This is a genomic window from Pseudomonas sp., assembly GCF_049590575.1.
Taxonomy (GTDB): Bacteria; Pseudomonadota; Gammaproteobacteria; order Pseudomonadales; family Pseudomonadaceae; genus Aquipseudomonas.
On record NZ_JBAWDE010000266.1, the window covers coordinates 21991 to 40817 of the forward strand.

Here is an 18827-nt window from a genome sequence, read left to right on the forward strand (position 1 = left end):
TACGACTAGCGAAATTGCGCGAGGAACCGCAAGTCGTTGTCGAAGAACAGACGCAAGTCATTCACGCCGTAACGCAGCATGGCCAGACGCTCAACGCCCATGCCGAAGGCAAAGCCCGAGAACTCTTCAGGATCGATACCGGACATGCGCAGCACGTTAGGGTGAACCATGCCGCAGCCCATTACTTCCAGCCAGCCGGTCTGCTTGCAGACGCGGCAGCCTTTACCGCTGCACATCACGCATTCCATGTCGACTTCAGCGGATGGCTCGGTGAACGGGAAGAACGAAGGACGGAAGCGCACCGCCAGCTCTTTTTCGAAGAACACCCGCAGGAACTCTTCGATGGTGCCTTTGAGGTCGGCGAAGTTGATATCGCGATCCACCAGCAGGCCTTCGACCTGGTGGAACATCGGCGAGTGGGTGATATCCGAGTCGCTACGGTACACACGGCCTGGGCAGACAATGCGGATCGGCGGCTTGTTCGCTTCCATGGTGCGGACCTGTACCGGCGAGGTATGGGTGCGCAACAGCATGTTTGCGTTGAAATAGAAGGTGTCGTGCATCGACCGGGCCGGGTGATGGCCTGGGATGTTGAGCGCCTCGAAGTTGTGATAGTCGTCTTCGACCTCTGGGCCTTCGGCAATGCCGTAGCCAATGTGGGTGAAGAACTGCTCGATACGTTCCAGAGTCCGGGTGATCGGATGCAGACCGCCCGAGGCCTGGCCACGGCCAGGCAAGGTGACGTCAATGGACTCGGCGGCGATTTTGGCCGCAAGATCGGCCTCCTCCATCGTCGCCTTACGCGCATTGAGCACCTCTGTGACGCGCTCCTTGGCCACGTTGATCAGCGCACCGACTTGCGGACGCTCTTCAGCCGGCAAATTCCCCAGGGTCTTCATCACCTGAGTCAATTCACCCTTTTTGCCAAGGTAGTGAACCCGGATTTGCTCCAGGGCATTGATATCTTCAGCGCTTTGCACAGCCTCAAGGGCTTGGGCAACGAGCGCGTCCAGGTTTTCCATGTACAGACTCCAGATACAAAATAGGGGAAGAGCTTGAAGGCTCTTCCCCTATTTATGACGTTTACCACCCTGGGCTACAGGAGCAATCCAGGGTGACTGTCGGGGGTACTTAAGCCAAGGTGGCTTTAGCTTTCTCGACAATCGCAGCAAACACCGCTTTATCGTTCACGGCCAGTTCAGCCAGAACCTTACGGTCGATTTCGATGGACGCTTTTTTCAGGCCAGCGATGAAACGGCTGTAGGACAGACCGTTAACACGTGCACCAGCGTTGATACGAGCGATCCACAGAGCGCGGAACTGACGTTTTTTCTGACGACGGTCACGGTAGGCGTATTGGCCTGCCTTGATTACCGCTTGCTTGGCAACACGGAATACGCGTGAACGCGCGCCGTAGTAGCCTTTAGCAAGTTTCAGAATTTTTTTGTGACGTTTACGGGCAATGACGCCACGCTTTACACGAGCCATGAGTTACTTCCTCTATTCTTGACTAAAATTAACGAAGGCGCAGCATGCGCTCGACTTTTGCCACGTCAGACGGGTGCAGCAAGCTGCTACCGCGCAGTTGACGCTTACGCTTGGTCGACATTTTGGTCAGGATGTGGCTCTTGAAAGCGTGCTTGTGCTTGATACCGTTAGCAGTTTTCAGAAACCGCTTAGCAGCACCACTTTTAGTTTTCATCTTTGGCATGTTCGGTACTCCGCATTCAGTTGATAAACATAATCAGAAGGCCTGCCGTGCCCTGTTGATTACTTCTTCTTTTTCGGGGCGATGACCATAATAAGCTGGCGTCCTTCCATCTTAGGATGCTGCTCGACAGAACCGTACTCCAGCAGGTCACCTTCAACCCGCTTGAGGAGTTCCATCCCCAGCTCCTGGTGGGCCATCTCACGGCCGCGGAATCGCAAGGATACCTTGGCCCTGTCCCCATCACTCAGGAAACGTACCAGGTTGCGCAGTTTTACCTGGTAATCCCCTTCCTCCGTCCCTGGACGAAACTTGATTTCTTTTACTTGAATCTGCTTCTGGTTCTTCTTCGCCGCGGCAATCTGCTTCTTCTTTTCGAAGATCGACTTGCCGTAGTCCATCACCCGGCAAACGGGTGGGATTGCATCGGCGGAGATTTCCACCAGGTCCAATTTGGACTCTTCTGCAATACGAAGCGCTTCATCAATCGAGACGATGCCAATCTGCTCGCCGTCAGCGCCAATTAACCGAACCTCGCGTGCCGAGATATTCTCGTTGATCGGGGCTTTCGGTGCAGCTCGTTTATCTTGTCTCATTTCACGCTTAATAATAATTACTCCGAATCTGGGCGACCACGCCGGGAAACCGCTTGCGCGAGGAACTCAGCGAACTGGGCGACGGGCATCGAGCCCAGGTCAGCACCTTCACGAGTACGCACAGCGACAGTCTGCATCTCGACTTCCCGATCTCCGATAACCAAAAGATAGGGAACCTTGAGCAAAGTATGCTCGCGGATTTTAAAGCCGATCTTTTCATTTCTCAAGTCGGACTTGGCACGAAATCCGCTTTCGTTGAGAGTTTTTTCAACTTCAGCAGCAAAATCGGCCTGTTTATCAGTGATATTCATGATCACTGCCTGGGTCGGAGCAAGCCACGCAGGGAATGCACCCTCGTAGTGCTCGATCAGGATCCCGACGAACCGTTCGAACGAGCCGAGGATCGCCCGGTGCAGCATAACCGGGTGTTTACGGCTGTTGTCTTCGGAGACGTATTCGGCTCCCAGACGGATCGGCAGGTTAAAATCGAGCTGCAAAGTACCACATTGCCAGACACGACCAAGACAATCTTTCAGCGAAAACTCGATTTTAGGCCCGTAGAAGGCGCCCTCACCCGGTTGCAGATCGTACGCAAGGCCCGCACTGTCTAGCGCTGCGGCCAGTGCAGCTTCGGCGCGATCCCACAGCTCGTCGGAACCGACGCGTTTTTCCGGACGAGTGGACAGCTTCATTTCGACGTCGGTGAAACCGAAATCGCGATACACGTCCATGGTCAGCTTGATGAACGCAGCGGATTCAGCCTGCATCTGCTCTTCGGTGCAGAAGATGTGCGCGTCATCCTGAGTAAAGCCGCGCACGCGCATGATGCCGTGCAGCGCACCCGATGGCTCATTACGGTGGCAGGCACCGAACTCGGCCAGGCGCATCGGCAACTCGCGGTAGCTCTTCAGGCCCTGGTTGAACACCTGCACATGGCACGGGCAGTTCATTGGCTTGATGGCGTAGTCGCGGTTTTCCGACTGAGTGGTGAACATGTTGTCGGCGTAGTTGGCCCAGTGCCCGGATTTCTCCCATAGGCTGCGGTCAACAACCTGCGGAGTCTTGATCTCCAGGTAGCCGTTGTCACGCTGAACCTTGCGCATGTACTGCTCGAGCACCTGGTACAGGGTCCAGCCGTTCGGGTGCCAGAACACCATGCCCGGCGCTTCTTCCTGGAGGTGGAACAGGTTCAGGCGCTTGCCGATCTTGCGATGGTCGCGTTTTTCGGCTTCTTCGATGCGCTGGATGTAGGCCGCCAGCTGCTTCTTGTCAGCCCAGGCAGTGCCGTAGATCCGCTGCAGCTGTTCGTTCTTAGCGTCACCGCGCCAATAGGCACCGGACAGCTTGGTCAGCTTGAACGACTTGAGAAAGCGTGTATTTGGCACGTGCGGGCCACGGCACATGTCGACATATTCTTCGTGGTAATACAGGCCCATGGCCTGCTCGTCCGGCATGTCTTCCACCAGGCGCAGCTTGTAGTCTTCGCCACGGGCGGTAAACACGTCGATCACTTCGGCACGCGGCGTGACCTTCTTGATCACGTCGTAATCTTTCTCGATCAACGCGTGCATGCGCTGCTCGATGGCCGCCAGGTCGTCCGGCGTGAAAGGACGCTCGTAGGCGATGTCGTAATAGAAGCCTTCGTCGATAACCGGGCCGATCACCATTTTCGCGGTGGGGTACAGCTGCTTGACCGCATGGCCAATCAGGTGCGCGCAAGAGTGGCGAATGATCTCCAGCCCCTCTTGATCCTTGGGCGTGATGATTTGCAGGCTGGCATCGGAGGTGATCAGGTCGCTGGCATCAACCAGCTTGCCGTCGACCTTACCGGCGACGGTGGCCTTGGCCAGGCCGGCACCAATGGATGCGGCGACCTCGGCTACGGAAACCGAGTGATCGAATGAACGTTGACTGCCGTCGGGAAGAGTAATAGTTGGCATGGCGCCTCCTCTCCTAGTGGTGACCCCTACCAAAGGTCACGTGGGTTGGGATGAGCCAGTACAAGATCCAACACCAGGCCGTTCAGTGATGAACGCCTGCCTTACAGCGGCAGGAGCCTTTCGGCCAACCGATAATCGAACCAGAGTGACTGGAGTGAGCTAAAAAGAACCTGGCAAGGCGGCAAATGGCGCGCCCGGAACAAGCCAAGCGCAAGATGCTAGCACAGATGAACGGTCATCGCGCCGCTGCCAATGGGTGCACACGCAAATTCCAGCCTTTATAGCTGCAAAAGTGAACTTGAGCTGTACGCAACGCCTCAAACCCACTGAGAATTGCCGTTCGTCTTCGACCCAAAGGAGCATCCCATGATGCGTTTTACCTCTACCCTCGCTCTCGCCGCTACCCTGAGCCTCCTTTCCCTCGGCGCGCAGGCTGCTGCCCCTTCCAACTGGCCGGCCGGTGCCCGTGACAGCTTTGTCAGCGACTGCAGCGCGGCCGCCAGCCAGAACGTAGATGCCAAAACCGCCAAAGCCCATTGCGAATGTGGCGCCGACAAGATTAACGCTGAGCTGAGCACTGCGGAAATCAAAGAACTGATGACCAACCAGAACGCCAGCCAAGAGCTGAAAAACAAAGCGGTGGCGGCAATTTCGTCCTGCAAAGTCGTGAAGAAAAAGTAAGAACAGCGCCTGATCAGGCGGCCGTTTTGCTGAAAAAACAGCCTGAAAACTGCCATTTCTCACAAAATAAGCAGCTTTTACAGCTTTTTTTACCAGCCGATATTTCGTGCGAAAGCCCCGTAAATCGGGGCTTTCAGCCGAACAAAGCACTAAACGCAACGCTATTGATTAGCAAACAATGCCTTGGGGGGGCTCCCAAGCCGAACATTTCGACTATGATAGCCCGGTGTGCCCAGTTGGCCTGAGCAGCACAGCACTACTGAAAATATATGTTTCTTGGAGATACACCATGTCTAATCGCCAAACCGGCACCGTTAAATGGTTCAACGATGAAAAAGGCTTCGGCTTCATCACTCCTCAAGGTGGCGGTGACGACCTGTTCGTACACTTCAAAGCTATCGAAAGCGACGGTTTCAAAAGCCTGAAAGAAGGCCAAACCGTTTCCTTCGTGGCTGAGAAAGGCCAAAAGGGTATGCAAGCTGCACAGGTTCGCGGCGAGTAATTCTCCGCTGAGCTAAAAAAACCCCGTCCATGTGACGGGGTTTTTTATGGGCGGTGCAAAAGCGCGTCGGCTATCAGCCGCAGTTGACCCGCGTGATCACCAGGTTGTCATCGGTGTTCAGGTTCAGGCGGTCGGAGCGGTATTCCAGGGTGATCATGTCGTTAGGCTTGAGAATCCGTGCGTTTTGCGCACCGGCACGGGTACGCGCCTGTTCCAGCAGTTGGGGCGAGGCTTTCTGGCCGATCGCGAATTCAGCGGCCTTCGACTCACAGCGGCTATGACCGGCATCGGTCACGGCGGCGTCTTTGGCTGGCTCAGAGGCACCCGGGGTGCTGCAACCCGCCAACGCGAGTGCTGCCAACAAAGTACCAAATGATGCGAGCTTCCAAGGCATGAAGCCTCCTATGATAAAAAATGGACAGAGATCGTGCGACAGCGATCTGGCGGATTGGTTTCAAGACGTAAACCGCCGCAGGGCAAGTCTGCCTGACTCTCGACAGGCAATCGTCCGGTCAATCGTGACCAGATATGAACGCAATCAGTAGATATCGATGTAGTCGAAAGGCGGCTTCGGCCAGTTCTGCTGCAGCGCATTAAAAATCTGCCTGACCCAGACCTCATCGCTGGCAGCCACATTCCCTACATAACCAGAGCCCTTGGCCCAGGTTTCCAGGCGAAACAACAGCCCATCAATATCCACCCCACCCACTGCAGGCCCGGACGAAATGTAGGCGATTCCGTCTCTGGTCACGCGCAATTGGGTATGTTCGTCGTCACTGGCACTTGCGATCAGTTGGCGCACCGCGGCCAGCGTCAGGTTCTCGGGGTTGTTCAAATCGATCTGCACGCGGGAGTCCCCGGCAATTAAACACGGGCACAGTGTCGCACAGCATTTCCCCCATGCAGAAATACCTCATGCCTAAGTAGAAGTGCCAAACGCAGTGCAAAATGGTTAACTGCCCTGGTAAGAACCGCGTTGCAGCGCATTGCCCAGTTTATTTCAGCCCCGTGAGACGTCCATGACCACCGTAACGATCCAAGCCGACATCAAAGCCAAATGGCCCCAAGGGCAGAGCTCCTACAGCCCCGGAAGCCCTGAGGAATTGGCGATCATCGGTATCGACCTGCTGGTCAAGGAACTGGGCACCCAGGCGGCGCACGCATTCATCGGCCAGATATTCGAGAAATACCCGGCCGACCACATGGGGGCACACGACCCCGAGCGCGAATAAGCGCCGGCCGGCGAGCGCCGACCGGAACACACATTACTTCAGACGCGCCAGGCGCTCGGTCAGCAGATCGAAGAAGCCCTGGGCGTCGCCGTTTTCAACCCAGAACGCGTTCTTCGGTTGCTTCAGGCCGTCGTACCAATCGACGATGGTCTGGCCGAAGGTCGGGCCTTCACGGCTGTCCACCACCACGTTGACTTCACGCCCACTGAACAGCGAAGGCTTGAGCAGGTAGGCAACGACGGTCGCGTCATGCACCGGGCCACCCGGGATGCCGTAGTGCTCCATGTCGCCCTTGACGTACTCATTCAGAATATCGCCAACCACCTTGCTTGCATTGTTCTTGATGTCGGCGATCTGCTTCAGTCGCGCGTCACTGGTCAGGACTTTGTGGGTCACGTCCAACGGCAGGTAGGTCAGCTTTACTCCGCTCTTGAGCACGATCTCGGCGGCAATCGGGTCGGCGAACAGGTTGAACTCGGCAACCGGCGTGATATTGCCGCCATTGAAGTGCGCCCCGCCCATCACCACCACTTCCTTGATGCCCTGGGTGATTTCCGGCGCCTGGGTCAATGCCAGCGCCAGGTTGGTTTGCGGGCCGAGCATGGCAATCGTGATGCTATGAGGCTTGGCGGTGCTCAGGGTCTTGATCAGGTAGTCAACGGCATTGCCGTCAGCCAGGCCCTTTTTCGGCTCATGCACGGTGACGCCGGAAATCCCTTCCTTGCCGTGGATGTTCTCGGCATAGATCGGCGTGCGCAGGATCGGCGCCGGGGCACCGGCGTACACCGGGATGTCCTCGCGCCCTGCCCACTCGCGGGCCAGGCGTGCATTACGCGAGGTCTTGTCCAGGCGCACGTTGCCGGCGACGGTGGTCAGCGCGCGGATGTTCAACTCTTGCGGGGAAGCCATGGCGAACAGCAGCGCCACCACGTCGTCGGCACCCGGGTCGGTGTCGATGATCAGGTCGATTTTTTCCGCCGCGTGGGCGCTTGCAGCAGTGAGCGCGGACAAAAGCAGAACACTCCGAAACAGGTTTTTCAAAGTTGGGAGACCACGTTGCATAAAACACTCCTTGTCGTTGGGATTCTAGAACGTTACGCCGGACACCAGCGCGATGTTGCAGTAAGGCTGGCATTCGCCGGTGCGCACCACAGCGCGCGCCTTGCGGCTGAGCTGTTTGAATTCTTCATGGCTGACCAGGCGCCGTTCGCCCAGGGCCGCCTGTTCGGTGAGGGTGTTCAGCTCGCTCAGGGCCGGTGGCTGCTTGAGCAGGATTTCTTCGGCCAGCACATGGCTTTCCACCTGCATTTCGCTGAGCACAATGCGCAAAGTGCTGATGAAGTCAGGAATACCCTGGGTCAGCGCCAGGTCGATCAGCTCGACGCCCGGCGGCACCGGCAAACCCGCATCGCCGATCACCAGAATGTCGCCGTGGCCCAGGGACGCGATCACACGCGACAGGGCAATATTGAGCAGTGGGGTCTTTTTCATGAGGGCACAAAACCTTGTACGTCGTGCAGCGTAGGAATAGAGGGTTGCGCACCCGCGCGGGTGACTGACAGCGCGGCCGCTACCTGGCCAAACCGAATCGCCTCGGCTTCGCCTTTGCCATTAGCGAGTGCCGCGGCAAACCCGCCGACAAACGTATCGCCGGCCGCAGTGGTGTCCACCGCCTTGACCTTCGGTGCAACCAGGTGCTCAAACACCTGGCCGTCGGTGAACAGTGCGCCCTGCGAACCCAGGGTGATGATGACTTTGCCCGCGCCCGCCTGAATCAGCTGCAAGGCAGCGGCCTTGGCGCTGTCGAGGGAGTCGACCGCCACGCCAGTCAGTGCGCCGGCTTCGCTTTCGTTGGGGATCAGGTAGTCAATCGAGGCATACCATTCGGCCGGCAGCGGCGCGCTGGCCGGGGCGGGGTTGAGGATCACCGTCTTGCCCAACTCACGACCGCGTGCAAGGGCATAGCCCACGGTAGCCAGCGGTACTTCGAGCTGACAGACGATCACATCGGCGGCCTGCAACACCGCGTCAAATGCTTGCAGCGAGGCTGGCGTCAGCTCGCCATTGCTGCCGGCGACGATCACGATTGCGTTCTGGCTGCTGTCATCCACTACGATCAACGCCACGCCGCTGGAACCGTCCACACGCCTGACGGCCTGGCAGTCGATGCCTTCTACCAACAACGCGTCACGCAATTGGGTGCCGTATGCATCGGTGCCAACGCAGCCGATCATCGAGACATCAGCCCCTAGTCGCGCCGACGCCACGGCCTGGTTGGCGCCTTTGCCGCCAGGCACGGTGGAGAACGTCTGGCCGATCAGGGTTTCACCGGCACGCGGCAGCCGGCTGGCGCGGGTGACCAGGTCCATGTTCAAGCTGCCTACTACCACTACTTTTGCTGGCATACATCAATACTCATCAATTCGGTTCAGCGGTACTGGGCGAACGTACCGGCGACGGGCGCTGTCGACTCACGCAACACAATGCTCGGCGTCACGATGCGCTGATCGATCGGCAGTTGGGGTTTAGCAATTCGTCGCAATAAAAGCTCAGCCGCCGTCTCGCCCAGCTGCACGATCGACTGCCCGACCGTGGTCAGCGCCGGGTACACATAGCGGCCCATTTGAATGTCATCAAAACCGATCACCGACAGCTCGCCGGGCACACGGATGTTGCGCTCGGCCGCTGCGCGCAACACGCCGAAACCTATCATGTCGTTACTCGCGAAAATCGCACTGGGCGGGTTTTCCGACAACAGCTTCACCGCTGCCGAATAACCGCCCGTGCTGGTGAAATCACTTTCCTGGATACGATTGGCCGTCACCTCCACACCCGCCTCACGCAACGCGCGGTGATAACCCGCCAGACGCATTTGCGCCACGCGGGTATGGCTGGGACCGCCGATGCAGGCGATATCCCGGTGGCCCAGTTCGAGCAGGTGGCGGGTCGCCAGGTAGGCGCCCTCCTCGTGGTCGATGCGCACCAGGTCGACGTCAATGCCGTCCAGTGCGCGGTCGACGATGACCATGGGCGTGCGCACCGCGCTCAAGCCGGCGGCAAGGCCACTGTCGTCACCGCCCACCGAGGTCACGATCAAACCATCGATGCGTTTTTCCAGCAACACGCGCAAATAACTGCGCTGTTTTTCCGCGTTGTCATCCGAGTTGCAGAGGATCACGCAGTAGCCATTGCGCTCGCAATAATCTTCGATGCCACGGGCCAACTCCGCAAAATACGGGTTGAGGCTGTTGGGCACCAACAGGCCGATGGTGGCCGTGGTCTTGGCCTTGAGCGAACGCGCAACCGCGCTGGGCACGTAGTCGAGCTGCTTGATTGCCGCTTCGACTTTGATCCGTACCGGCTCGCTCACCGGGCGCGTCTTGTTCACCACATGCGACACCGTGGTGTAGGAAATACCTGCAAGCGCCGCTACATCCTTGATCGTTGCCATGGGTCAGCCCCGACGACTGGCGCGCTGGCTGCGGTAGGTATCGAGGACCACGGCAATCACGATCACGGCACCAGTGATGATGCGTTTTGTGGGTTCCGTGGCACCGATCTGTGCCAGGCCGGCGGCCAATACCGAAATAATCAACACCCCGAAAAACGTGCTGATGACCGAGCCACGTCCACCCATCAGGCTGGTGCCGCCGATCACCACCGCCGCAATCACTTGCAGCTCAAGGCCGGAGCCGGCATTCGGGTCCGCCGCCTCCAGGCGCGAAATCTGGAACAAGGCCGCCACGCCGGCCAGCAGCCCCATCAGGCTGAACACCAGGATTTTGTAAGGCTTGGGATTGATCCCGGCCAGGCGCACAGCCTCTTCGTTGGTGCCAATGCCGATCAGGTAACGGCCGAAGACGGTACGCGTCAACACCAGCTGAGCAGCGATGATCACCAGCAACGCGATGATGAACGACGGCGAAATACCAAAGGCAATCGGGTTGGACAGCCAGGCAAACGAATCACCGATGTAGGCCGTGCGCGAGCCGGTCATCTGGTACGCCACGCCGCGGGCCATTTCCAGCACGCCCAGGGACACGATAAACGACGGAATCCGCCAGGCCACGGTGATTGAGCCAGTGAGGGTCCCGGCCAGCGCCGCACACCCCATGCCGAGCAAGGCTGCCGGCAATACGCTCCAGCCCCAGCCGAGAATCGCCACGCTGACCGCGGAGGCTGCCAGGGCCAGTACCGAACCCACCGACAGGTCGATGCCGCCGATAATCAGGATGAAGGTCATGCCCACCGCCAGCACCATCAGGTCCGGGATCTGGTTGGCCAGGGTGCTGAAGGTGTCGTAGGACAGGAAGTGATCGCTGAGCACCGAGAACAGCGCAATCATCGCCAGCAACGCACCCGCCAGCCCCAGGTAGGTGCCCAGGCCATAGAAGTTGCCGCCAGTTTTACCGGGGGAAATTGTTGTTTTCATGGGGTATCCCTAAGCACTGCGTCATTGAGCAGCGCATCACGTTTCTGATAGCCGGCAAAGGCGGCGGCGAGCAATTCGTCCTGGGTCCAGCTGTCGCGCTCGAAGGTCTCGATCAGGCGCCCGGCAGACAACACGCCGATACGGTCGCAGATCAGCATGAGTTCGCGCAGGTCGCTGGACACCACCACCAGCGCTTTGCCCTGGCGGGTCAAATCGCCGAGCAAGGCATAAATGTCGAACTTGGCCCCGACGTCGATGCCACGGGTGGGTTCATCGAACAGCATCACCGAGCAGTCACGCTCCAGCCAACGGCCAATCACGACTTTCTGCTGGTTACCGCCCGACAGCTCCGACACCAGTTGCGCCGGGCTGGAGCTGCGAATGCGCATGGCGTCGATCTGGCGCTTGGCCAACGCGGTTTCGTCGCGGCTGTTGACTACACCGCCGCCGGAAATTTCCGGCATGTTGCCCAGGGCGATATTGGCACTGATCGACTGGGTCAGCAGCAGGCCTTCGCCCTTGCGGTCCTCGGTGATCAGCGCGATGCCGTGGCCTACGGCGTCAACCGGCGAGCGAATGCTCACCACCTTGGCCGGCGAACCCAGGGCCACGGTGCCGCTGTCGGCCGGGTCGGCGCCGAAAATCAGGCGCAATAACTCCGTACGACCCGCACCGATCAGGCCGGAAATGCCGTAGATTTCACCGGCACGCACTTCAAAGGAGACGTCGCGGACCTTGTCCGAGCGGGTCAGGCCCTTGACCGTCAGGGCCGGGCCGCCAAGGGTGCGCGGGCCCAGGTCGATCTGCTCGCCCAGCTCGCGACCGACCATCAAGGTCACCAATTGCTCGCTGTTGTAGTTGGCCATCGGCTCGACGCACACCAGCTTGCCATCGCGCAGTACCGCAATGCGCTGGGCGACACGCGCGAGCTCTTCGAGCCGGTGTGAAATATAAATGATCGCCACGCCGCGAGCCTGCAGGCGGGTGATTTGCTCAAACAGCATCTCGACTTCACGCGCAGTGAGCATCGCCGTGGGTTCGTCGAGGATCAGTACATGGCAGTCGCCGATCAGGTTGCGGGCGATCTCGACCATTTGCTGATGCCCGATACCCAGGCTGCCGACCAGCGTGTCCGGGTCGATGGCGTCCAGGCCGACCTGGGCCATGGCTTCGATCGCGGATTTGCGCAGTTGCTTGCGGCTGATCCAGCCACCGTGGCTGGGCAAGTTATCCAGGAACAGGTTTTCGGCCACGGTCAGCGTCGGTAGCAGATTGAGTTCCTGCATGACCATGCGCACGCCCAGCTCTTCAGCTTGAGTGCGGCTGGCTGGGCGGTAATCCTGCCCATTGAATTGCATGTGCCCGGTGGTCGGCGTGACCAGCCCGCCAATGATCTTCGACAAGGTACTTTTGCCTGCGCCGTTTTCGCCGGTCAGTGCCAGCACTTCCCCGCGATTGAGCGTCAGGGTGATGTCGGACAGAACCGGTTGGGCATAGGTCTTGCCGATACCGCTGACCGAGAGGACAGCGTTCGGGGCGGAAGATGACATAGGAAGATCTCCAGGCGCCCGCTCAGGACGAGTGGGCGCTGTTGGGTGCTGCCGGGATTACTGCTTGAGGACGAGTTCGACCGGGGTTTCGATCACACCATCTTTGGCATCGACTTTCTCACCCTTGACCAGCTTGAGCGCATTCTGGATACCGAATACGGCTTGCTGGGCAGCAGCCTGGTCGGCGGTCGCCAGGACGCGGCCGTCTTTGAGCATTGGCTTGATCGCTTCGATATTGTCATAGCCCACCACGATCACCTTGCCGGCCTTGCCCGCCGCACGCACGGCGGAGACAGCGCCCAGGGCCATGTTGTCGTTACCGGCCAACAGTGCCTTGAGGTCCGGGTATTCGCTGAGCATCGCGGAAGCGACTTTCTGGCCCTGGTCGATTTCCCAGTTACCGGACTGGGTAGAGACGATTTTCATGCCGGCCGCGTCCATCGCGTCCTTGTAGCCTGCGGTGCGCTGCTGAGCATTGGTGGTGGTCGGTACGCCTTCGATGATGCCGACTTTGTCACCCGCGGTCAGTTGCTTGGCGAGGTAGTCGCCCACCAGCTTGGCACCTTTGCGGTTGTCGGGGCCGACGAAGGGAATATCGAGGTTTTTGCCTTTGAGTACATCCGGGTCCAGGCGATTGTCGATGTTGACCACCTTGATGCCGGCATCCGAGGCTTTCTTCAATACGGTCACCAGCGCCTTGGAGTCGGCGGGTGCGATGACGATGGCGTTGACCTTGGCCAGAATCATCTGATTGACGATATCGATCTGCGCGCTGGTATCGGTTTCGTTCTTGATGCCGTTGGTGATCATGTCGAAATCGGCGGCGTGGTCTTTTTGATAGGCCTTGGCGCCGTCTTGCATGGTCACGAAAAATTCATTGGCAAGGGACTTCATGACCAGGCCGACCTTGGGTTTGGCGGCAGCGTCATCTGCGAAGGCAGAGGAAAGAGGCAAAGCGGCGGATGCGGCAGCAAGCACAGCGACAGCAAGAAGACGTCCTGCAAATGGCAGCTTCATGGTGTACTCCGATCTTATGATTATTGTAAGCAACGCTTGCTTTGTGAAACATCTCGCAAACGTTTGCGTTAATCGAACTATGAGAACGTTGCCGAGATTTGTCAACGGTAGAAAACAGCCTTTCATCCAAGCCATTCAGCAGCGGCCTTCCACGTGATTAAACATTGCCTTCGCCCGGTCGTTCTCTGAAACGACAGGCTTTTACGCCTACGGCGTACGTCCCGCGCAGAACGCCTGTCAGAGTTTTCGGACAACCGAACGAAAAATTACTCATCCGTTCGGAAAGCCGGACAGACACTTATACAAACACACTGAAAGGCTCGTAAAAGTTGTTTTAAATCAATGAGCTAATTTATAAACAACACAACCATCGGCTTGGTACAAATCCTGCTCTTTCTCAGCACCTCGAGGCGTACAGAACCGCCCGGGTGTTCTGGATGAACCTGCTACAGCACTCATCAAAAACCAGAGAGAAAAATAATGAAATCTGCACTGAAGACTTTTGTTCCGGGCGCGTTAGCCCTCCTGCTGCTGTTTCCCGTAGCCGCCCAGGCCAAGGAAGTTGAAACCAAGACCAAACTGTCCAACGTGGTGATTCTTGCCACCGGCGGCACCATTGCCGGCGCTGGTGCCAGCGCAGCCAACAGCGCCACCTACCAGGCGGCCAAAGTCGGTATCGAGCAATTGATCGCCGGTGTTCCTGAGCTTAGCCAGATCGCCAATGTACGCGGCGAGCAAGTGATGCAAATTGCGTCCGAAAGCATCAACAACGAAAACCTGCTGCAACTGGGCCGCCGCGTCGCGGAACTGGCCGACAGCAAGGACGTGGACGGCATCGTGATCACCCACGGTACCGACACCCTGGAAGAAACCGCTTATTTCCTGAACCTGGTGGAAAAAACCGACAAGCCAATCGTGGTGGTCGGCTCCATGCGTCCAGGCACCGCGATGTCGGCAGACGGCATGCTCAACCTGTACAACGCCGTGGCCGTGGCCGGCAGCAAGGACGCACGTGGCAAAGGCGTGCTGGTGACCATGAACGACGAGATCCAGTCGGGTCGCGACGTCAGCAAAATGATCAACATCAAGACCGAAGCGTTCAAGAGCCCTTGGGGTCCGTTGGGCATGGTGGTTGAAGGCAAATCCTACTGGTTCCGCCTACCTGCCAAGCGCCATACCATGGATTCCGAATTCGACATCAAGACCATCAAGAGCCTGCCGGACGTTGAAATTGCCTACGGTTACGGCAACGTCAGCGACACCGCCGTGAAGGCCCTGGCCCAGGCTGGCGCCAAAGCCATCATCCATGCCGGCACCGGCAATGGTTCGGTGTCTTCCAAGGTCGTGCCTGCCCTGCAGGAACTGCGCAAGCAAGGCGTGCAGATCATTCGTTCTTCCCACGTGAATGCCGGCGGTTTCGTTCTGCGTAATGCCGAACAACCAGACGACAAGTACGACTGGGTCGCCGCGCATGACCTGAACCCGCAAAAAGCCCGCATCCTGGCTATGGTCGCCCTGACCAAGACCCAAGACAGCAAAGAGTTGCAACGGATGTTCTGGGAATACTGATTCCTGGTGACACCTCGGCAGGGGCGGATTTTCCGCCCCTGTCCTCCCCGCAAAACCCTCCCCTACCCCGCCTGCGTCTTACACCAAACGTCCTGAAACGCTGTAAGACGAACCTCTTGAAATTTAAGCAGTTGCGAAATCACTCACAGTTAAATACTGTATGTGCGTACAGCACACTAAGGAATATTCCGTGGCAAAGTCCTCTTCCGCAGCGCAAACCCCGCCTGATGCCTATGCACGCCTGGCCGTTCGCGTGCAAAAGATCATCAATTCGACCAACGCTCAGAAAGCCAAGTCAGCCCTGATCTTCCGTTTGCCGGACGAGCCAGAGGAAGAGTGGGCGCGCTTGTTGGAAGAAATCGCGGAAAACGACAACGTCACCCTCGCCTATCGGGACGATGGCGGCGTGCAGATTTTCTGGGTTGTACCAAAGGAAGATTGATTCAATGAGTGCCCGTTTTATCGCTGTGTGTTGCCTGCTTTTTGCCGTCACTGCCCATGCCCAGGCGCCTCGCACTTTCAGCGAGGCCAAGAAAGTTGCCTGGACGCTCTACGCCCCACAATCCACCGAATTCTATTGTGGCTGCAAATACACCGGCAACCGCGTCGACCTGAAAGCCTGCGGCTATATCCCGCGCAAAAACGCCAACCGCGCCGCGCGCATCGAGTGGGAGCACATTGTTCCGGCCTGGCAGATCGGCCACCAGCGCCAGTGCTGGCAGAACGGCGGGCGCAAGAACTGTACGCGCCATGACGACGTGTTCAAACGCGCCGAAGCTGACCTGCACAACCTGGTGCCGAGCATTGGCGAGGTCAACGGTGACCGTAACAACTTCAGTTTTGGCTGGCTGCCGGTGCAGAGCGGGCAGTACGGTTCGTGCCTGACCCAGGTCGATTTCAAGGCCAAGAAGGTCATGCCACGCCCTTCAATCCGCGGAATGATCGCGCGTACCTATTTCTACATGAGCAAGCAATACGGCTTGCGCCTGTCGAAACAGGACCGCCAGCTATACGAAGCCTGGAACAAGACCTACCCGGTGCAAGCCTGGGAGCGCCAGCGCAACCAGACCGTGGCGTGTGTGATGGGACGCGGCAATGAATTTGTCGGCCCGGTGAACTTGAAGGCCTGTAGTTGAAAGTGGGCGGGAATCCCGCCCATCCGGCCGCTATTGCGCAGCTGTGTGCTCGATGACCTGCGACTCTGTATCGGTTTTCTTCGCGCGCGCCAGTTTTTCGGTAAGTTGCGCCTGTTTGGCCTCGGCTTCAGCCTTGGTTGCGAACGGGCCCAACAGTACGTCGTCCTTGCCGTCGACCTTCACAATATAAAAATTGAAACCATGTTCCAGCAACCAAGCCGTGAGGTCGGTAATCGCTTGTAACTTATGGTCCGGCGGCCCCACCCGCACATCCCATTCCTGAGCTGCAATCGCACCGGTCTGTGGCTGGCTTTCGGTCACGGCAGGCTTGGCCTTGGGGGCATCGACGCTTTTGCCTTCACCGCAACCGGCCAATGCCAACACCGCAATTGCCATCGCTACTTTACGCACTGCCCTGCTCCTTTAATGATAAAGAGGCGACTTTATCATTCACTGTCTATTCTGGCCGTCATAAACGTTGGCTTAAACAATGCGAATGATGTATCGCAGACCTGTATGATGCCGCCATGGGAATTAATGTCGCCTCTATGCGTCCTAAAAGAGGCAGTCACAGGGAAGCGCTTAGCAGTAAGCTACACACATCCGACATCTGCCCTGTCTGAAACATGTGTCCTTAAAAGTAATCAAGGAGAAGTCCATGCTTATACTCACCCGCAAAGTCGGTGAAAGCATAAACATCGGTGATGACATCACGATCACCATCCTGGGCGTCAGCGGCCAGCAAGTACGAATCGGCATCAACGCACCCAAGGATGTTGCCGTGCATCGCGAGGAGATCTACCAGCGCATCCAGGCTGGCCTGTCCGCCCCGGACAAAAACCAGACGCCTTGAAGCACCTCAGTAGCCAGCCTTTTCGTTCACTGTAACGGCTGGCGAAGACCCCTTCGAATTCCCCCTTCATTACCCCGTACCAACGCGCCGATGCATTCATCTTTGCCACAAGATGAAACTATTCTCGCGCCCGGAACTTGTCGCGCCAATCACAGCCGAATCATCTACTGACACTTTGCCAGCCGTGTGCACTCGGGAGCACGTCGATGAGGCCTACCACCACGCAGCCCTATTTCTCCATTTCCTGGACGATCGCCTTGCTGATCGGACTGGCCTTCATCGGCCTGGAATATGGCCTGAGGCTTGAAATCGCAGGCGATGATCCCGCCGCCCCCCACTCTTGGCCGGACCTCGTGCTGCTATTGTGCGGCTACTTGTTCATGTTCTGCCTCAAGCCGATCCAGAAGGCCGTGCAGCGCAAAATGTGCCAACACAGCGTGCACAAAACTGCTCGCTGATGGCCAACGAGCTGCGATCAGATCACCGGTATTTACAGGCGCGCAACACGGCCTATGCTTTGGTCTGCACGGTCACTGAAAGGTGCGCAAACAGATGGATACACTGACCAAATCCCAGATCGAATCGGCACTGGCAGCGCGTCTGCCCAGCTATAAAGTCACCTGCACATTGCACGCCGACGGCACTCTTTCGGCCGTGCTCAGCGGCCCGGAAACCGACCATTTCGCAATCACCGGAATCGTGCGCGCGCATTATCGCGGCGCCGAGGCAATTGCCCGGCTGGCCAATGAAGTCCTCAGGGAGATGGTGCTGTCACGCCAGGCAATGAGAAATGATCGGATGCAGCCGCCGCCTGCCGCCGCCAACTGCGAACAAGGCCGAGACCGGTAACGGGCTCGGCCTTTCCGTATCAGGCCTGGCCGTTGCGCAAAAGCAGCAAACCGTCGGCGGTGCACCGCACCTGTAATTGTTCATACCCGCCAATCGAAGGATGCTCGGTGGCCATCGGCTTGAGGTGGGTCGAGGTCACGACCATCACATCTGCCCCAGCCGCTTCGCCTGCACGAATGCCCACCGTGGCATCTTCAAATACCAGGCAATCCTGCACTGGCACCCCCAGGCGCTGCGCCCCCAGTGCATAACAGGCCGGGTCTGGCTTGCCGACGGCAACGTCCTCGGCCGTGACCAACACCGCCGGCGGCGCAATGCCGGCCGCTTGCAGGCGACGCAACGCCAGCGCCTTGGGCGCAGACGTGACCAGCGCCCATTGATCGCCCGGCAGGCTGTTCAAAAACGCCACGGCGCCGGGGATCGCCACCACGCCCTCGACATCATTGACCTCAGCCTCGGTAATCCACTGCGCCTCAACCTCAGGATCAACGCCGGGCAATGCCTGGCGCGTGATGGTATCAATCGCACGCGCACCGTGAATGGTGGTCAGAAACGCCGCGACGTCCAGGCCATGGCGTTCGGCCCAGAGGCTCCATACCCGCTCGGCGGCGGCAATAGAGTTGAGCAGCGTCCCATCCATATCGAACAGAAAGGCGCGGTAAGGGCGGGCAAATACGGCTGAACCTCGGGTGGACACTGCGTGGCTTCCTCGTGGGCTGTAAGAATAATCGGCCCGATGCAATCTACGGATCAGTTGGGTGC

The 18827-nt window shown here is 58.3% G+C and carries 25 protein-coding genes; 9 read left to right on the forward strand and 16 right to left on the reverse strand.

Annotated features, from left to right (window positions below; genetic code table 11):
- Positions 1-5 precede the first annotated feature (5 nt).
- The 5 genes from pheS to thrS form a co-directional block, all read right to left on the reverse strand.
- Positions 6-1022, reverse strand: a complete 1017-nt coding sequence (gene pheS, locus WBR57_RS18325; protein WP_424085321.1) for a phenylalanine--tRNA ligase subunit alpha — start codon at positions 1020-1022, stop codon at positions 6-8.
- A gap of 109 nt (positions 1023-1131) precedes the next feature.
- Entirely contained in the window at positions 1132-1488 is a 357-nt protein-coding gene (rplT, locus tag WBR57_RS18330; RefSeq protein ID WP_053257052.1) for a 50S ribosomal protein L20, read from the reverse strand.
- Positions 1489-1516: 28 nt separating this feature from the next.
- The gene (rpmI, locus tag WBR57_RS18335) at positions 1517-1711 is read right to left on the reverse strand and encodes a 50S ribosomal protein L35 (RefSeq protein ID WP_002553160.1); all 195 of its coding nucleotides are present in this window, start codon (positions 1709-1711) and stop codon (positions 1517-1519) included.
- 59 nt (positions 1712-1770) lie between these two features.
- A complete protein-coding gene (gene infC, locus WBR57_RS18340; RefSeq protein ID WP_205900002.1) occupies positions 1771-2322 on the reverse strand; it encodes a translation initiation factor IF-3 in 552 nt (183 codons plus the stop codon).
- Positions 2322-4244 carry a threonine--tRNA ligase gene (gene thrS / locus WBR57_RS18345; RefSeq protein WP_116626444.1) on the reverse strand — a complete coding sequence of 641 codons (1923 nt, stop codon included), beginning with the start codon at positions 4242-4244 and terminating at the stop codon, positions 2322-2324. The genes infC and thrS overlap by 1 nt, the downstream gene beginning before the upstream one ends.
- 366 nt (positions 4245-4610) lie before the next feature.
- Between thrS and WBR57_RS18350 the strand changes: the two genes are divergently transcribed.
- Positions 4611-4925: a hypothetical protein gene (locus WBR57_RS18350; RefSeq protein ID WP_424085324.1), complete on the forward strand. Its 315-nt coding sequence runs from the start codon at positions 4611-4613 to the stop codon at positions 4923-4925.
- A gap of 289 nt (positions 4926-5214) precedes the next feature.
- Positions 5215-5427, forward strand: a complete 213-nt coding sequence (locus WBR57_RS18355) for a cold-shock protein (protein ID WP_003234260.1) — start codon at positions 5215-5217, stop codon at positions 5425-5427.
- A gap of 73 nt (positions 5428-5500) precedes the next feature.
- Here WBR57_RS18355 and WBR57_RS18360 read toward each other — a convergent pair whose 3' ends face one another.
- Complete coding sequence (locus tag WBR57_RS18360) at positions 5501-5821, reverse strand: I78 family peptidase inhibitor (protein WP_159958681.1); 321 nt, start codon at positions 5819-5821, stop codon at positions 5501-5503.
- 144 nt (positions 5822-5965) lie between these two features.
- Positions 5966-6274, reverse strand: coding sequence for a hypothetical protein (locus WBR57_RS18365; RefSeq protein ID WP_424085327.1), 309 nt, complete (start codon positions 6272-6274; stop codon positions 5966-5968).
- A 172-nt stretch (positions 6275-6446) separates the two neighbouring features.
- Here WBR57_RS18365 and WBR57_RS18370 point away from each other — a divergent pair, with 172 nt between their 5' ends.
- Complete coding sequence (locus WBR57_RS18370) at positions 6447-6659, forward strand: hypothetical protein (RefSeq protein WP_424085329.1); 213 nt, start codon at positions 6447-6449, stop codon at positions 6657-6659.
- Positions 6660-6692: 33 nt separating this feature from the next.
- Here the strand turns inward: WBR57_RS18370 and WBR57_RS18375 are convergent, their stop codons facing one another.
- Genes WBR57_RS18375 through WBR57_RS18405 form a run of 7 tightly spaced genes read right to left on the reverse strand, consistent with a single transcriptional unit; the run spans position 6693 to position 13658 of the window.
- Positions 6693-7721, reverse strand: coding sequence for a nucleoside hydrolase (locus WBR57_RS18375; protein WP_424085331.1), 1029 nt, complete (start codon positions 7719-7721; stop codon positions 6693-6695).
- A 24-nt stretch (positions 7722-7745) separates the two neighbouring features.
- Positions 7746-8150 (reverse strand): D-ribose pyranase, encoded by a 405-nt coding sequence (rbsD, locus tag WBR57_RS18380; RefSeq protein ID WP_304630413.1) that lies wholly within the window; start codon positions 8148-8150, stop codon positions 7746-7748.
- The gene (gene rbsK, locus WBR57_RS18385; RefSeq protein ID WP_424085333.1) at positions 8147-9064 is read right to left on the reverse strand and encodes a ribokinase; all 918 of its coding nucleotides are present in this window, start codon (positions 9062-9064) and stop codon (positions 8147-8149) included. Before rbsK ends, rbsD begins: the two co-directional genes overlap by 4 nt.
- A gap of 23 nt (positions 9065-9087) precedes the next feature.
- Positions 9088-10110: a LacI family DNA-binding transcriptional regulator gene (locus WBR57_RS18390; RefSeq protein WP_424085335.1), complete on the reverse strand. Its 1023-nt coding sequence runs from the start codon at positions 10108-10110 to the stop codon at positions 9088-9090.
- A gap of 3 nt (positions 10111-10113) precedes the next feature.
- A complete protein-coding gene (locus WBR57_RS18395) occupies positions 10114-11091 on the reverse strand; it encodes an ABC transporter permease (protein ID WP_424085337.1) in 978 nt (325 codons plus the stop codon).
- Positions 11088-12641, reverse strand: a complete 1554-nt coding sequence (locus WBR57_RS18400) for a sugar ABC transporter ATP-binding protein (protein ID WP_424085340.1) — start codon at positions 12639-12641, stop codon at positions 11088-11090. Before WBR57_RS18400 ends, WBR57_RS18395 begins: the two co-directional genes overlap by 4 nt.
- 57 nt (positions 12642-12698) lie before the next feature.
- Positions 12699-13658 carry a sugar ABC transporter substrate-binding protein gene (locus tag WBR57_RS18405; RefSeq protein WP_424085342.1) on the reverse strand — a complete coding sequence of 320 codons (960 nt, stop codon included), beginning with the start codon at positions 13656-13658 and terminating at the stop codon, positions 12699-12701.
- 480 nt (positions 13659-14138) lie between these two features.
- Here WBR57_RS18405 and WBR57_RS18410 point away from each other — a divergent pair, with 480 nt between their 5' ends.
- The 3 genes from WBR57_RS18410 to WBR57_RS18420 all read left to right on the forward strand — a co-directional run bounded on the left by WBR57_RS18410 (position 14139) and on the right by WBR57_RS18420 (position 16363).
- Positions 14139-15227 carry an asparaginase gene (locus tag WBR57_RS18410; RefSeq protein ID WP_056861272.1) on the forward strand — a complete coding sequence of 363 codons (1089 nt, stop codon included), beginning with the start codon at positions 14139-14141 and terminating at the stop codon, positions 15225-15227.
- Positions 15228-15417: 190 nt separating this feature from the next.
- Positions 15418-15669, forward strand: a complete 252-nt coding sequence (locus tag WBR57_RS18415; protein ID WP_424085344.1) for a DUF1654 domain-containing protein — start codon at positions 15418-15420, stop codon at positions 15667-15669.
- 4 nt (positions 15670-15673) lie between these two features.
- Positions 15674-16363, forward strand: a complete 690-nt coding sequence (locus WBR57_RS18420; protein WP_424085346.1) for an endonuclease — start codon at positions 15674-15676, stop codon at positions 16361-16363.
- A 30-nt stretch (positions 16364-16393) separates the two neighbouring features.
- Here WBR57_RS18420 and WBR57_RS18425 read toward each other — a convergent pair whose 3' ends face one another.
- Positions 16394-16774, reverse strand: coding sequence for an SPOR domain-containing protein (locus WBR57_RS18425; protein ID WP_122539377.1), 381 nt, complete (start codon positions 16772-16774; stop codon positions 16394-16396).
- A gap of 247 nt (positions 16775-17021) precedes the next feature.
- On the opposite strand from WBR57_RS18425, the gene csrA reads away from it, so the two are divergent.
- The 3 genes from csrA (at position 17022) to WBR57_RS18440 (ending at position 18065) form a co-directional block, all read left to right on the forward strand.
- Entirely contained in the window at positions 17022-17216 is a 195-nt protein-coding gene (gene csrA / locus WBR57_RS18430; protein WP_027604095.1) for a carbon storage regulator CsrA, read from the forward strand.
- 206 nt (positions 17217-17422) lie between these two features.
- Positions 17423-17674, forward strand: coding sequence for a hypothetical protein (locus tag WBR57_RS18435; protein ID WP_424085349.1), 252 nt, complete (start codon positions 17423-17425; stop codon positions 17672-17674).
- A 94-nt stretch (positions 17675-17768) separates the two neighbouring features.
- The gene (locus WBR57_RS18440) at positions 17769-18065 is read left to right on the forward strand and encodes a hypothetical protein (RefSeq protein WP_424085351.1); all 297 of its coding nucleotides are present in this window, start codon (positions 17769-17771) and stop codon (positions 18063-18065) included.
- 19 nt (positions 18066-18084) lie between these two features.
- Here the strand turns inward: WBR57_RS18440 and WBR57_RS18445 are convergent, their stop codons facing one another.
- Complete coding sequence (locus WBR57_RS18445; protein WP_424085353.1) at positions 18085-18762, reverse strand: HAD family hydrolase; 678 nt, start codon at positions 18760-18762, stop codon at positions 18085-18087.
- Positions 18763-18827: the final 65 nt, after the last annotated feature.